Annotated in this window: 13 protein-coding genes; 8 read left to right on the top strand and 5 right to left on the bottom strand. The window is 69.3% G+C overall.

Going from position 1 to position 13,596, the window contains the following annotated elements; translation table 11 throughout:
- Window positions 1–47 precede the first annotated feature (47 nt).
- Complete coding sequence (locus QF035_RS04250; RefSeq protein WP_307518215.1) at window positions 48–3,056, bottom strand: family 16 glycoside hydrolase; 3,009 nt, start codon at window positions 3,054–3,056, stop codon at window positions 48–50.
- A gap of 248 nt (window positions 3,057–3,304) precedes the next feature.
- On the opposite strand from QF035_RS04250, the gene QF035_RS04245 reads away from it, so the two are divergent.
- Window positions 3,305–3,781 carry a nuclear transport factor 2 family protein gene (locus tag QF035_RS04245; RefSeq protein WP_307518213.1) on the top strand — a complete coding sequence of 159 codons (477 nt, stop codon included), beginning with the start codon at window positions 3,305–3,307 and terminating at the stop codon, window positions 3,779–3,781.
- A gap of 101 nt (window positions 3,782–3,882) precedes the next feature.
- Here the strand turns inward: QF035_RS04245 and QF035_RS04240 are convergent, their stop codons facing one another.
- Both QF035_RS04240 and QF035_RS04235 read right to left on the bottom strand, forming a co-directional pair.
- On the bottom strand, window positions 3,883–4,575 hold the full coding sequence (locus QF035_RS04240; RefSeq protein ID WP_307518212.1) for a metal-dependent transcriptional regulator: 693 nt from the start codon (window positions 4,573–4,575) through the stop codon (window positions 3,883–3,885).
- Between the two features lie 8 nt (window positions 4,576–4,583).
- On the bottom strand, window positions 4,584–5,123 hold the full coding sequence (locus tag QF035_RS04235) for a YbhB/YbcL family Raf kinase inhibitor-like protein (protein WP_307518210.1): 540 nt from the start codon (window positions 5,121–5,123) through the stop codon (window positions 4,584–4,586).
- Window positions 5,124–5,282: 159 nt separating this feature from the next.
- Here QF035_RS04235 and QF035_RS04230 point away from each other — a divergent pair, with 159 nt between their 5' ends.
- The 7 genes from QF035_RS04230 (at window position 5,283) to QF035_RS04200 (ending at window position 11,360) form a co-directional block, all read left to right on the top strand.
- Window positions 5,283–5,978 carry a GntR family transcriptional regulator gene (locus tag QF035_RS04230; protein WP_307518209.1) on the top strand — a complete coding sequence of 232 codons (696 nt, stop codon included), beginning with the start codon at window positions 5,283–5,285 and terminating at the stop codon, window positions 5,976–5,978.
- A 168-nt stretch (window positions 5,979–6,146) separates the two neighbouring features.
- A complete protein-coding gene (locus QF035_RS04225; protein ID WP_307518207.1) occupies window positions 6,147–7,361 on the top strand; it encodes an MFS transporter in 1,215 nt (404 codons plus the stop codon).
- 363 nt (window positions 7,362–7,724) lie between these two features.
- A complete protein-coding gene (locus tag QF035_RS04220; protein ID WP_307518205.1) occupies window positions 7,725–8,444 on the top strand; it encodes a helix-turn-helix transcriptional regulator in 720 nt (239 codons plus the stop codon).
- A 10-nt stretch (window positions 8,445–8,454) separates the two neighbouring features.
- On the top strand, window positions 8,455–9,339 hold the full coding sequence (locus QF035_RS04215; RefSeq protein WP_307518204.1) for a hypothetical protein: 885 nt from the start codon (window positions 8,455–8,457) through the stop codon (window positions 9,337–9,339).
- A 354-nt stretch (window positions 9,340–9,693) separates the two neighbouring features.
- Window positions 9,694–9,897: a cold-shock protein gene (locus QF035_RS04210; RefSeq protein ID WP_055617413.1), complete on the top strand. Its 204-nt coding sequence runs from the start codon at window positions 9,694–9,696 to the stop codon at window positions 9,895–9,897.
- 172 nt (window positions 9,898–10,069) lie between these two features.
- Complete coding sequence (locus tag QF035_RS04205) at window positions 10,070–11,029, top strand: phosphotransferase family protein (RefSeq protein WP_373466925.1); 960 nt, start codon at window positions 10,070–10,072, stop codon at window positions 11,027–11,029.
- Between the two features lie 157 nt (window positions 11,030–11,186).
- Window positions 11,187–11,360: a hypothetical protein gene (locus QF035_RS04200; RefSeq protein ID WP_307518199.1), complete on the top strand. Its 174-nt coding sequence runs from the start codon at window positions 11,187–11,189 to the stop codon at window positions 11,358–11,360.
- A 99-nt stretch (window positions 11,361–11,459) separates the two neighbouring features.
- Here QF035_RS04200 and QF035_RS04195 read toward each other — a convergent pair whose 3' ends face one another.
- Complete coding sequence (locus QF035_RS04195; RefSeq protein WP_307518197.1) at window positions 11,460–12,206, bottom strand: hypothetical protein; 747 nt, start codon at window positions 12,204–12,206, stop codon at window positions 11,460–11,462.
- 5 nt (window positions 12,207–12,211) lie between these two features.
- Window positions 12,212–13,534, bottom strand: coding sequence for a hypothetical protein (locus QF035_RS04190; RefSeq protein ID WP_307518195.1), 1,323 nt, complete (start codon window positions 13,532–13,534; stop codon window positions 12,212–12,214).
- Window positions 13,535–13,596 lie beyond the last annotated feature (62 nt).

Genomic DNA, 13,596 nt, shown 5'->3' with positions numbered 1-13,596 from the left:
ATGGAAGCCGGGCCCGGGTCAGGAACCGGGCCCGGCTTCGGATCAGGTCAGGTCAGAGGCTCCAGGGTGATGTTGCGGAACCGGACCTTGTTCCCGTGGTCCTGCAGACGGATCGCGCCCGCGGCCGGTGTCTCGGCTCTGCCCGAGGCGGTGGGGCCGTCGAGGGCGATGTCGTCGTGCACCTTCTGGCCGTTCCAGACCACTGTCACCCGCGCGTCGGCCGTCTTGCGGCCGCTGTCGTCGTAGTGGGCGGCGCGGAAGACGATGTCGTACGTCTGCCAAGTCTCCGGAGCTTTGGCCGCGTTCACATCGGGTGCCTTCTTCAGATAGATGGCTCCGGCTTCGTTGGTGTCCAGTGAGGTGTCACCGTAGGAGTCGAGGATCTGGAGTTCGTAGCGGTCCTGGATGAAGATTCCGCTGTTGCCACGGTCCTGTCCCGTGACATCGGGAGGCAGCAGCGGAACGCGGAACTCGACATGCAACTTGAAGTCCTGGTACGCGTCCAGGGTCCGGATGTCACCGCAGCACACCTCCATCGACTGCTCGTCGGTGAGCGGCCACTTGAGCCGTCGCCCGTCCGTGTGCTGCCACTCGGACTGCGAGGCGGCGCTCCCGTCGAAGAGAGTGAGCTGTGCCCCGTGCGGGCGAACAGTGATCAGATCGAGGTTGACGTGGCCGGTGTCGCCGGCGTCGTAGCTGTAGGAGACGGTGTTCTTTCCGGCGCGCAGCACTACCGGTTCGGTCTGTGTGGACCATGAATCCCAGTCACCGGTGGAGGCCAGCTTCACTTGCCGCAGCTTCTTCCCGTTGGTGTACAGGGAGAGCGACTTGGTGCCCTGGAACGGATTCGGGCCGTTGGAATAGCGCAGGTTGACGTCGTACGTGCCCGCCTTGGGGACTGTCACGTCGAAGGTGGTGGCAACCTTGCCCTCCGTGGAGTACCGGTCGACGAAGCCGCTGCCGGAGTGGCCGACATGATCGGTGTTGACGCCCGCTGAGCCCGTCAGACGCGCTTCCTCGGCCTCGTACTGAGTGGCGGGCGGCGGCTGCTTGCCGGGCATGGCATTGAGCGTGTACCAGGCCTCGGTGCTCCACAGCGCCTCACCGGACGCAGAGGTGAAGGGACGTGGGGACCGCAGGTGGACGACCCGGCCCGACTTCAGCCCGTCCAGCCGAAGCCGCACGGTACGCCCGTCCTTCGACAGCTCGGCAGATCGTACGGGCAGGGCTTCTTCGGCGATCTTCGGGCCGCCGTAGTCGGCGGTCGGCGTGTAGCGCCACTGCTCGGCCCGGTAGCGCTTGGCCAGCTCCTCGGCCGTCGTCGCGGACACCGGCTGGGTGTACGTCAGGTCGAAGCCGCCCGGCACGGCGCGCATCGTCTGGATGTCGAAGGTGTTGCCGCCGTTGGGCGTGAGCTTCTGCAGGCCGAACTTGAGCTTGCCCTCCTGGCCCCAGTTGCCCTCGGCGCCGAGACCTCCGGCGTAGATCGAGCCGTCGGGACCGAGGGTGAGGCGGTTGACTCCGGCCTCAAGACCCTGCGTGTAGCGGAAGACGGCGCCCTGATACTGGCCCTTCACCTTCTCCAGGTACGCGCGCTGCAGGCCGCCGTAGGTCACGTCGCCGATCAGCATCTGACCCGCGAACCTGCCCTTCTTCACATACAGGGGTGTGGAGGGCGAGTTGGCGATCTCGTTCTGGGGCAGCCACAGCACGGGATTGGTCGGTGTGGAGGCGTCGAACGGGCCGGACGGCTCGGTGTAGTGGTTGAAGAAGCGGTCCGGCTTGACGTGGACGAGCTTCGAGGAAGGAAGCCAACCGCCCTGGTTGTCCGTGGCGAAGAGCTCACCGTCCGGGCCCCAGCCGATCCCGTTCGGCGTACGAAGTCCGCCGGCGACCGGGCTGATCCTGCCCGTCTTCTTGCTGACCTTGTACGTGACCCCGCGGCCCGGCGCGGGCTGCGGAACCGTGGTCGCCCCGCCGAGGTTGATGGAGACGGAGAGGTTCACATAGAAGTAGCCGTCGCGGTAGAGGAGTCCGAAGGCGAACTCATGGAAGTTCCCTCCGTACGGCCAGGTCGCCACGGTGCGGTACTCGTCGGCCACGTCGTCGCGGTCCCGGTCGACGAGCCGGGTCAGCTCGTGCTTCTGCGAGACGTACAGCGAACCGTCGACGTACTTGATGCCCATGGGCTCACGCAGACCACTTGCCACCTTCTTGAAGGTGACCTCGTCCTTGCTCGTCGGACCGGTGACGTTGTCCAGCAGATAGACCTCTCCGGCAACGTTGTCGGAGCCGCCCCAGGTACTGATCGCCAACCGTCCGTCGGGCAGCCAGTCCATACCGGTGACCTGCGGTTCGAAACCGTCGGGGCGCAGATCGGTGAGCGTCAGGTCCGGCCGTACGGAGGTGAGCGGGAGGCCGTCGCCGGGGGAGTCGCCGCTCGCCTCACATTCCTTGCGTCCGGGTGCCGTCACCCGGACGACGTCGGCATCCGTAGTCAGCGCCTCGCGGGGCACGACAGCGAAGTCGCTCTCGCCCGGCGGCTTCCAGGCCAGTTGGAGCTGCTGCCCGCCGTCGCGCTCGAAGTGATCGATGCGCAGCGGGTGCGACCCCGCGGTGAGCGAGACCGCGCCGTCCTTCGGCTCCGCGCCGTGGAGTCCGTCGTGGTCGACCACCGTGGTGCCGTCGATGGTCAGCCGGGAGCCGTCGTCGCTGGTGAGACGGAACCCGTAGGTACCGTCGCGCGGCACGACCAGGTTGCCGGTCACCTCTGTGACGAAGCGGTCGGAGAAGCCACCGAAGTCGTCGGCCGTGGACCAGTCCACCGTGGCCTTCAACGAGTCGTGGTTGGGGGTCTGTCCGGGCTTGAGGGTGCACAGCTTGCTCAGCGGCGTCTGCACGTCGAACACGCGCAGCGTGACACCGGGCTCCTGTGGCGGGAGGTCCGACGGGGCGGCTGAGGACGCCGGGGCGGCCAACAGGCCGCCGGCGAGGACGGCTCCGGTCAGTAGGGCGGTGAGAAGTCTTCGGGCACGCAGGAACGGATGGTGGGACAACGGTCCTCCATAAGGCGGGACCGGACCGTGCCGGATTTCGTTCCGGTCTTCAGTGACGTGGCTGCGTTGCGCCGCCAACCTAAGGGGCTTTCACTTGGCATGTCCATACTTTGTCATCTCAGTGTTCAAAGTTGCGGCCGGAGCCATTACTCCCGGGGTAATCGACCGTTCTCCCCTCACTCCAGCAGGATCAAGCACATCGACGGGAACCCCCGCCGGGATTCAGCCGTAGCAGCGAGGAGAGTGCCATGGCCGTCAAGTCCACCGTGACCAAGGCGAGTTCAGCAACCATCGCGGGTGCGGCCGGCACCGCGAGTTCCGTGGCTGAAGCCACTCGGGCTGCCGTGCAGGAGTTCATCGCCGCCCGGGTGGCCGGGGACACCGGGCGGCTCGTCGTGCTCTTCGCCGACGAGGTCGACTGGATGCTCGCCGAGAACCCCGCCGTCCCGTGGATCCGCCCGCGCTCCACCGCCGCCGAATGCGCCGCCCAGTTCACGGAGTTGATGGAGCACACCGTGCCCGAGGACGCGCGCGCCTCCGTCGACACCTTCCTCGTCGACGGCACCGACGCCGTCCTGATGGGCCACCTGTCGGGGACCGTACGCGCGACGGGAAAGTCCTTCGAGGGCCCGTTCGCACTGCGCCTCACCGTCGAGGACGGCCGGATCACCCGGCACCACCTCTACGAGAACAGCCTGTCGATCGCCGAGGCCTGCGCCTCGTGAGGGCGAGGACGGCCCTCGACCACGATCCTCCGTTCCAGTGGTCGAGGGCCGTCCTGATGCCTTGTACGGGTCCACGGCGGCGGGTCGGTGCCTGGCCGGGCTCAGCGCTTGGCCACGAAGACGTGCGCGGCGGTCTGCGTGGGGAGTTCGGCGGCCTCCCCGCCGCTGCCGACCAGCACGCCGCCGGACGATGACGTCACGCGCACGACCGCGCCGGGCCGCACCCCGGCCTGCCGCAGGGTGCGCATCAGCGGGAGATCGGTCTGGATCAGCTCCCCGATGCGCCCTACGACCGCGCTCGCGCCGAACGGCCCGGGGTCCAGTTCGCTGAGGCTGACGATGGGCTCGTCGAGGAACGGATCCAGGCTGCTCTTCACGCCGAGCTCCTCCAGGCCCGGGATCGGGTTGCCGTAGGGCGACTTGGTCGGGTTCCGGAGCAACTCCAGGGCACGGCGCTCGACGGCCTCGCTCATCACGTGCTCCCAGCGGCAGGCTTCGTCGTGCACCTGCTCCCACTCCAGACCGATCACGTCGACGAGCAGACACACGGCGAGCCGGTGCTTGCGCATCACGCGCATGGCCAGTCGACGGCCCGTCACCGTCAACTCCAGGTGCCGGTCGCCGGCGACGTGCAGCAGCCCGTCGCGCTGCATGCGGGCGGCGGTCTGGCTGACGGTGGGCCCACTCTGGTCCAGGCGCTCGGCGATGCGGGCGCGCAGGGGGACCACGCCATCCTCTTCGAGCTCCAGGATGGTGCGTAGATACATCTCCGTGGTGTCGATGAGTACGGACATGCTGTTCGTCAGGCGGGAGTCTCGGCACTGGCGGTCAGGACCGCGCGGCCGAGTATGTGGCCCGCCATGGTGAACCCGAGGACGGCCGGCGTGGCGTCGGCGGCCACGCCGATGGACTCGACGGCGAGGGCATGCACCACGACGAAGTAGCGGTGCGGGCCGTGCCCGGCCGGCGGGGCGGCGCCGATGAAGCGGGCTGCGCGGGCGTCGTTGGGCAGCTGGAAGGCGCCCTCGGGCAGGCCCGAGCCGGTGTCGTCGCCGGCGCCCTCGGGCAGCTCGGTGACGGTGGCGGGGATGTCGGCGACCGCCCAGTGCCAGAACCCGGACCCGGTGGGGGCGTCGGGGTCGTACACGGTGACGGCGTAGCTCTTGGTGCCTTCCGGGGCGCCGTTCCAGGACAACTGCGGCGAGACGTCCTTCCCGCCGGGGACGCCGGACATGCCGGAGAGTTGCTCGGGCGACCAGGCGGAGCCGTCGGTGACGTTGGCGCTCGTAACGGTGAAGGAGACCGCCTCGGGGAGGCGGGCGAAGGGGTCGTTGGCGCTCATGCGCGTCGTTCCTTTCAGACCGTGCGGTGGGGTGGCGGTGACGCGGCCGACGGAGGGGCCGCGGCGTCGCGCAGAGGGATCCCTGCCGACTTCCGCCGACGATGGAATCGACGATAACACGGATAATCGATTATCGACTGGATCGTCTACGATGACGGCATGACCCAGACGGCCCACACCCCGACTTCGCCGGGCAAGCAGATGCTCTCCGAGCAGGTCTACGCATACCTGCGGGACGCGATCATGCGCGGGGAGTACGCCCCCGGCCACGCCCTCAAACCGCAGGATCTCGCCAAGGAACAGGGCGTGAGCCTGGCCGTCGTGCGCGAGGCGCTCGTGCGGGTGGTCGGCGAGGGTCTCGCCGACCGGCTGCCCAACCGCGGCTTCGCCGTCCCGTCCTTCTCCGACAGCCGCTGGCAGGAGATCACGGAGGCACGCCGAACCATCGAACCGGTCGTGCTGCGCATGTCCGTCGAGCGCGGCGACGTCGACTGGGAGGCCCGCGTACGTGCCGCCCACCACCGTCTGGCGCGCACTCCGGCGTACGTTCCGGAGGAGGGCGAGTACTACAGCAGCGCATGGTCCGAAGCCCACCGGCTCTTCCACCGCACCCTGTTGGAAGGCTGCGGCAATCCCGTCCTGCTGGAGACCGTCGACCGGATGTGGACCGCGAGCGAGCTGGCTCGCCGCTGGTCGGCACACCGCAACCCCGACCGGGACGGCGTCGACGAACACCGCCGACTGGAGGAGGCGGCGCTGGCCCGCGACGCCGACACGGCGGCTGAGGTACTGGCTCAGCACCTCACCCAGACCGCGGCCGGACTGACCGGCTCTCCCCACGAACCCGCGAAGTAGCCCTGCCGCACAGCGATAAGGAGTTGAGGGCTACCGGCAACCTTGTTACAAACGGGGGCCGGCCGTCAGTCGGCGGGGCGAGGCGGGGCGGTGCATGGCGTGGCACGGGCGGCGGTGGGCGACGGTACGGGCCATAACGGCTCAAGGCGCTGGCCACTCTTGGTGGCGGTGGCGGTCGACTCATTGGGCACGGGCCTGTATCTCCCGCTCTCGCTGCTGTACTTCCTGAGGGTCACTGATCTGGACTTGGCCGCCATCGGCGTGCTCGTCAGTGTGGGTACGGCCCTGACCTTGCCGGTGCCGTTGGTCGTCGGGCGGCTGGTCGACCGGGTCGGGCCGCGACTGGTGGTCGCCGGCGGCCAGGCCGTCCAGGGGTTTGGTTTCCTGCTCTACCTGGCGGTCTCCGGGGCGGGTTCGCTGGTGACCGCGGTCCTGGTGGCATCGGTCGGCCTACGCGTCTACTGGTCATCGGTCTTCACGCTCATCGCCGATCAGGCGGACGCCGAGGATGCGGGAGCCAAGGACCACTGGTTCGCCCGGACCGGAATGATGCGGGAGACGGGGGCCGGTGGTGGGGCGCTGCTGGCGGGCGCGGTGCTCGCCGTCGGCTCCGCGCGCGTGTACGACAGGCTGATCATCGCCAGCGCACTGGCGTTCCTGGCCGCCGCGCTGGTGGTTGTCCTGGCGGTGCCCTCCACCCCGCACGCCCCGCCACCGGTCGAGGGAAGTTCCGGCTACCGGGTGCTACTGCGGGACCGGCCCTACCTTGCGCTGATCGGGACATGCACGATCTTCGCCCTGTGCAGCACGTTCCTCGCCCTGTCACTGCCCGTCTACGTCGTCCAGGGCCTGTCCGGACCCGACTGGGCGCCCGGCCCTCTCCTGGCCCTGAACACATTGCTGCTGGCCACCTGCACAGCCGCCGTGACCCGCTTCGTACGGCGCCGCTGCACGCGCGTCCGCGCCATGGTGTGGGCCGGCGGACTGTGGGCGCTGTGGTGCGCCGCGTCCGCGGCGGCCGCACTGCTGCCGTCCCGAGCGCTGGTGCCGTTCCTGGTGGCGGTGGTGGTGTGCTACACCGTCGCGGAGATGACCTACGGGCCCGCGTCGAACGCGCTCGCCGCGGACGCGGCGCCATCCGGGTCGCGGGGCACCTACCTGGCAGCGTTCCAGTACTCCTTCGCGGGCGCGGACATCCTCGCGCCGGCCCTGTTCGGTCTGCTCTTCAGCCACGGCCACCAGTTGCCGTGGCTCGCCGTCGGTCTCCTCGCCTCACTGGGCGTAGTGCTGATGCTGCGTTTGGAGCACCGACTGCCACGAGAAGACCGAACGCCCCAGCGCAAGACCGACATCCGGAACGAGGCGCAGGAGAGTAAAGCCTGAGAGACCGCTCGCTCAGGCTGTCACTGCGCTGACCGGTGTGCCGTGCTCCGGCAGTCGGCAGTCGGCAGTCGGCAGTCGGCAGTCGGCAGTCGGCAGTCGGCAGTCTGGGCTCGGGCGCACGCGCGCGGACTATTCCTTGCGCGGCCATCTCTGCGCCCCGACGACGACGGTGACATGTAGGCGGCTGGGCAGACGGATGCTGGTGCCACGGCGGACGGGACCGTACCGTCCGCCGTCGCGGGCGGGTGCGGTGGTGGACCCGACAGTTCCTCACCGACGGGAAGGCTGCCGCTGGACGTGGACGTGGGCGTGGGCGTGGACGTGGACGTGGACGAAGCCAGTCGGAGTTCTATCGTGGATGGTGTGACCTACCGCGAGTTCCGTGCGCCGACCGGGCTGCTGCCCGTGGTGGCTTGTCTGTGGCGTAATGACACGCTCGTGGACGGGACGGAGCGGGTGGTTCCGGACGGCTGTGTCGATCTGGTCTGGATGGGCGACGGCCCGCCACTCGTTGTCGGCCCCGACACCGGCCCGGTGCTGTGGGAGCCGACCGGCGCGCCGACCTGCGGCGTACGCCTGCGACAGGGTGCCGCGGGCGACGTGCTGGGGCTGCCGGCCTCCGCCGTCCGCGACCTCCAGGTCCCTCTCACCGAGGTGTGGCCGGAGGCCGGGGCCCTGAGCGAGCAGGTGGCCACGGCCGGTGACACGGCCGAAAGCCTCCGCCTGCTTGCCGGAGCCGTTCTCCACCGCCGGGCCACGCCTGATCCGCTCGCCACCGCGGCGGCCCGCCGCCTGGCGGATCGCGAGATCCGGGTGGCCGATCTCGCCGCCGAACTCGGAGTCGGCGAGCGGCAGCTCCACCGGCGGGTGACCGCCGCGGTCGGGTACGCCCCGAAGACGCTCGCGCGCGTCGCCCGGCTCCGCCGGCTCATCGGGGCCGACGAGGCATCAACGATGTCGCTGGCCGATCAGGCGCTTGCGGCCGGCTACGCCAGTCAGGCCCACATGACCGATGAGGTCCACCGGCTGACGGGAGTCACGCCTGTCCGATTCCTGGAAGACGTCCGGCTGACCGCCGCCTAGCGTCGATGGCATGACTACTCGAACGACCACTGGGACCAGCAGCGAATCCCGTATCGACTCGGCGCGACAGTTCATGGAAGGCACGGCCCGCGTGCTCGAGCGGCGCCAGCTCGAAGTGTTTCTCGACGACGCGCCGGTCGAGCCGGTGCTCGACGCGCTGCGGCCCTACCGGAATCCCGACGGCGGCTTCGGCCACGCGCTCGAACCCGATGTGCGCTGTCCGGGCAGCCAGCCTTCCGCGGCCCTCACCGCACTCGGGGTCCTGGCGGAGACCGGCGCCACGAACGACCCGATGGTCACTGCGACCGCCGACTGGGTCGCCTCGGTCGCCCGAGCCGACGGCGGTGTCGCACAAGTACTGCCCTCCGCACTCGGCCACCCACGTACCCCCTGGATGGAGCCGAACGACGAGTCCAGCTTCCTGACCTTCGCCATCGCCGGCCGGCTGCACCAGTTGGGGGTCGAGCACCCGTGGCTCGACGCCGCGACGGCCTGGAGCTGGCGGGAGCTCGAATCGCAGAAGGAAGCCGACGGCTACACCGTGGAGTTCGCCCTCCAATTCCTCGACGCGGTGCCCGACCCGGACCGCGCCGCCACCGCGATCGACCGGCTGCGGACAGCGATTCGCCCCGACGGCACCGTCCCCGTCCCGGGCGGCATCGAGGGCGAACACATCAAGCCGCTCGAACTCTCACCGCGGCCGGAAACCCCGAGTCGGGCACTCTTCACACCCGCTCAGATCGATGCCGACCTCGAGCGGCTGGAGAGCGAGCAACTGGACGACGGCGGCTGGGACTTCCACTTCCTCCACTGGATGCCGGCGCAGAGCACCGAGTGGCGGGGCATCGTCACCCTCGGCGCCCTGCACATCCTCCGGGAACACGGTCGGCTCTGAGCGGCCCCGGCCGTGTCCGTCCGGTTCAGCGATGCCGGCACGCCTGCGGAAGGTCACGTCCGGGCGCACGATCTGCGCCTCCGACGCCGATCGGCACGGCCCTGGGCGCCGGGAGAACGACTGCCGACGCCGCGCGCGCGGACCGCTGACGGCCAGTACGCGCGACGCGGTTCGGATCATGGCTGTTGTTCTCTGGTGGGAGCCGGTTTTGCCGTGTAGCGTCACTCTCAGATGTCGTGGTTCGCAGTACCTGCCCGCGCTCCGGCGCGGGCGTTTTGCTGTGCAGTGCCGGACCAGGGCGATCACCTCCGGGGCCGCGCGGTGCGGGTCCGATATTGACTGGAAGGCATCAGCATGGCCAAGGGAACCGTCAAGTGGTTCAACGCCGAAAAGGGCTTCGGCTTCATTGCTCAGGACGGCGGGGGACCGGACGTCTTCGCGCACTACTCCAACATCAACTCCACCGGCTTCCGTGAGCTCCAGGAAGGCCAGGTCGTGACCTTCGACGTCACGCAGGGCCAGAAGGGCCCGCAGGCGGAGAACATCACCCCCGCCTGACCCAGCGGTCGGACAACGTCGGCCCCCGGAACACGTGTTCCGGGGGCCGACGCGTCTCTTGAGGAGCGGAACAAAGCAATCGCCCCTCGGAAGAGGGTCCCGTACGGTGCGTGGGTTGTCGTGCGGGAGAGGCGGTTCGGACGTGGCATCCAAGGCAGAGACGCGTGCGCAGTTGGCCGGTGCGGCGCGGGCCGCGCTGGGCGGTGGGCGGCGGCTGGCGGCCGCTGAGCGGATCGCGGGCGGTAGCAAGAAGGGCGTCTACCGCCTGGTGATGGACGACTCGACGACTGCGATCGCCTACCTGTGGGACGACGCCGAGAACTACTGGCCGACGGCCGAGGGCGACGACGACCTCACCGACCCGTTCGCGCCCGGCCTCGGGCTCGACCTGTTCCAGGCCGCGCACAGGCGGCTCGACTCGCTCGGAGTTCGCGTCCCCGCGATCCGTCTGGTCGACCGAGACGGCGCCCACTGCCCGGCCGACCTAGCGGTCGTCGAGGACATCCCGGGCGAGAACTTGGAGGACCTGCTCGCGCGCGACCCGGGCGCGGCCGCCCCGGTCATGGCCCGGCTCGGCGAGGCCCTTGAAGCGATGCGGCAACATCGGGCGTCCACGTACGGCAAGGTGGCCGTGGTCGACGAGGGAGGCACGTCGCTCGGGACGTCGTGCGAGTCGGTCGTGCTGGACCGCGCGCTGCGGGACCTGGCCGAGGCGGCGTCGCGTGATCCGCGGATCGCGGGGGCGCGCGACCGGCTGGAGGAACGGCTGCGGGGTCTGGCGGCGGAGGTGCGGCCGCGAACGGAGTACGCGGTCGTGCACGGCGAACTGGGGCCCGACCACGTGCTGGTGGACGCGGTCGGGAACCCCGTGGCGATCGACATCGAGGACTTGATGTACTTCGACGTCGAGTGGGAGCACGTCTTTCTGCGGATCCGCCTGCACGACGCCTACCGGCCATTGGAGGTGGACGGACTGGACGAGGACCGGCTCGCGCTCTACATGCTGGCGCAGCGTCTGTCGCTGACGGCGGGGCCACTGCGACTGCTCGACGGGGACTTCCCCGACCGGGCGTTCATGGCGGGCATCGCCGAGTACAACCTGAAGCAGGCACTGGAACTGATCCGCACCTGAACGCCCGCCACGTCTCACCTTGTTCCGTCTGCCGGTGTCAGTCCTGCCTCCGGATCCAGGCGTCGGCGAACGCATCGACTCGCAGGCGGCCAAAGCGCGGTGGGGCACCAGGTTCCCGCAGGACTACATGGCCTTCATGTCGTAGTACGGAGTCGGCTTGATCGTCTCGGAGAACTCGATCGGCGAGATCGGAACTCTCGCGCCGTTCCCAACGGAGTCCGGTCTGCTTCCTCCCGATGACTTCGAGGACGAAACGGGGAACGCCCGCTACGTCTGGGAGATCGAAGGCGTAGACCAACTGGCGCAGGCAGCGATGAGCTGCTGCCCCTGAGGGCCGCGCGGGCGAAGTTCCCCGCGGAGACTTGTCCGTACGGCGTCCGGGCGTGTGCTCGGTGACTGGCCCGGGCCGATCTGCTCGACCAAGGTGGTGTCATGCTCGGCGGCGCGCCACCACGGTCGCCAGCGTGATCACGAAGGCCGCGACGGGGAGGCCCACCAGCCAAGCCACGGGGTGAAGGGCCGTTTCGATCCAGCCGTGGTCGGCGTCGTAGGCGTATACCCCCGTCATCAACGCGATGGCCTCGACGACAAAGCCCGCCCAGAAGGCGAACAGCGCGACGAGCGCCGCGATGGTTATGGGTTGAGCGCGCGATGGCGAAGGCCTGCGCGCCTGGGCGATCCTGACCGCAGCCGCGGGTACGGGTGTCCAGCCCTCGCCGCGCCTGAGCATCCACACCTCGCGCAAGGCCTCCACGTCGCGCGTGAAGTCCGGTCGGCTGCGGTCGTTGAGGTGGGGCAGGGTGAACCGGCCGCCCGCCGCGTCGTAGAGGACGGTGAGGTGCCGCGGTGCCACGTCCGAGCCCCTCTGGGGGTTCAACTCGGTCTCGATCGCCTGCACTTCCGGCCACGGCGTCTGGCGGCTGCGGAACACTCCCCGGATCGTCAGGTGCCGCTCGTCGCTGATCGTCGCCGTCGCGTGGATCGCGAGAAACAGGAGGACGAACATCACCGTGAACGCGGCGCCCACGGCTATGGGTACGGCGATCGGCACCCCGTCGTCCGAGGCCATCTCGTAGGTGAGCCCGGCAGCGCCCGCGAGGGGGGCGGCCATGGCGGTCCAGACCCAGCCCTTGCTCCCCGCATAGCGGTACTCGCGACGGTGGACGCGCCCGTGCATGTGCGTCACCCCCGCCTGAACCGCTGTCGGAGCTTGCCCCAGAACGACTGGGACGCGGTGTAGCTCGCGAACCGGGTGTGCTCGTGCGGTGTGGCGATGGCGTCGAAGATGGTCCGCGCCTCGCGGCGGCGCGCTTCGTCGTCCTGGACCATCTGCGGGAACAGCAGATCCCAGCAGGTGCGGCGCAGGGCAAGCAGCGCAGAGTCGCCGACCTGGGAGTGCGAGGACAGCCGGTGCAACGCGCGGGCGAACCGCAGAGGATCGTCCAGTTCGGAGGCGTGTACCCCTAGGGCGAGCCGCAGGGCGAGGAGCAGTTCCTGGGCGTCCGGCTCGGGTGAGTCCTGGGTGAGCGTGGCCTCGACGGCTCGCGCGGCGGGCGGAGTATGCCGAATGCGGCGCAGCCTGCTCGTCAACTCCCGTTCGTGGCCCGGCGGTTCGCCGTGGGCGGCCAAGGCGATCGCCGAGCGGATGACATCGGCCGGGGGCGGCGCTTCCCAGTCGGAGAATATGTCCCTCTCGACCGTGCTGTTGTTGATCTCGTTCAGCGATTCGACGGCCTGCCACCGGCTCGTGTTGTCCTTGTCGTCGAGCGCCAGAAAGATCAGCGAGTCTCTGATCTGCGACCCGGAGGGCCTGACGGTGCCGTCGTCGGGCAGTTGCGTCATCAAGTGCATCAGTCGCACCCGGCCCTGCGGGGAGGTCTCGGCCTCGAACCGTTCCCGCGCCTGAGCCATGGAGACCCCGTAGTGCCGCAGCGAGGCCAACAGCGGATCGAACGCGATGCTCTTGTTGGTGTTGTGGTCGATGAGGGTGACAGCGTTCAGCAACGCAGGCACGGCTCGGTCGGCGTGGATGTCACACAGCGCCTGGGCGGCCGCGGGAATGCACGTACGGTCGGTCAGCGCTGCCGTGAGCACGGGCGCCGCCCGCCGGTCACCGAGCTGATGCAGAGCCTCGATGATCCCCTGTTTGAGGTCGTAGGGGTCCCGATGGTTCGTGTCCTCCACCGACCGCTGAGGGAGGCTGTCGCTGGGGATCGTGCGATAGCGTTCGAGGTCGATGCCCAGTCCGTGCTCGTCACTGAGTCTGTCGCTCTCCTCGTACCAGGCGGTCCATGCGGCCTGGACGGCGTCGACACGCTCGCGATGCCCCGCAGTGGCGGCCAGGAGACCATCGAGCCGCTCGATGAGCGCCTGCACTGCTTGCGGCCCCATCGTTCGCAGCTCGGCGATGGCCAGGTCGCGAGGACTTGGAGCGTCTACGTCGCCGTAGTCGCCCGTCTGCCAGATGCTCAGGCTCTCAACCAGCTCTTCGAGCTTCTTGCCCATCCGCGTCGTGATCCTTCTGTGTGGCCCTCCGGCACGCGCGTCCGAGCGACTGTGCTCGAACG

This window comes from Streptomyces umbrinus (genome assembly GCF_030817415.1).
GTDB lineage: Bacteria > Actinomycetota > Actinomycetes > Streptomycetales > Streptomycetaceae > Streptomyces > Streptomyces umbrinus_A.
The sequence above is the reverse complement of the archived record's forward strand: the minus strand, read 5'-3'. Positions and strand labels throughout refer to the sequence as shown.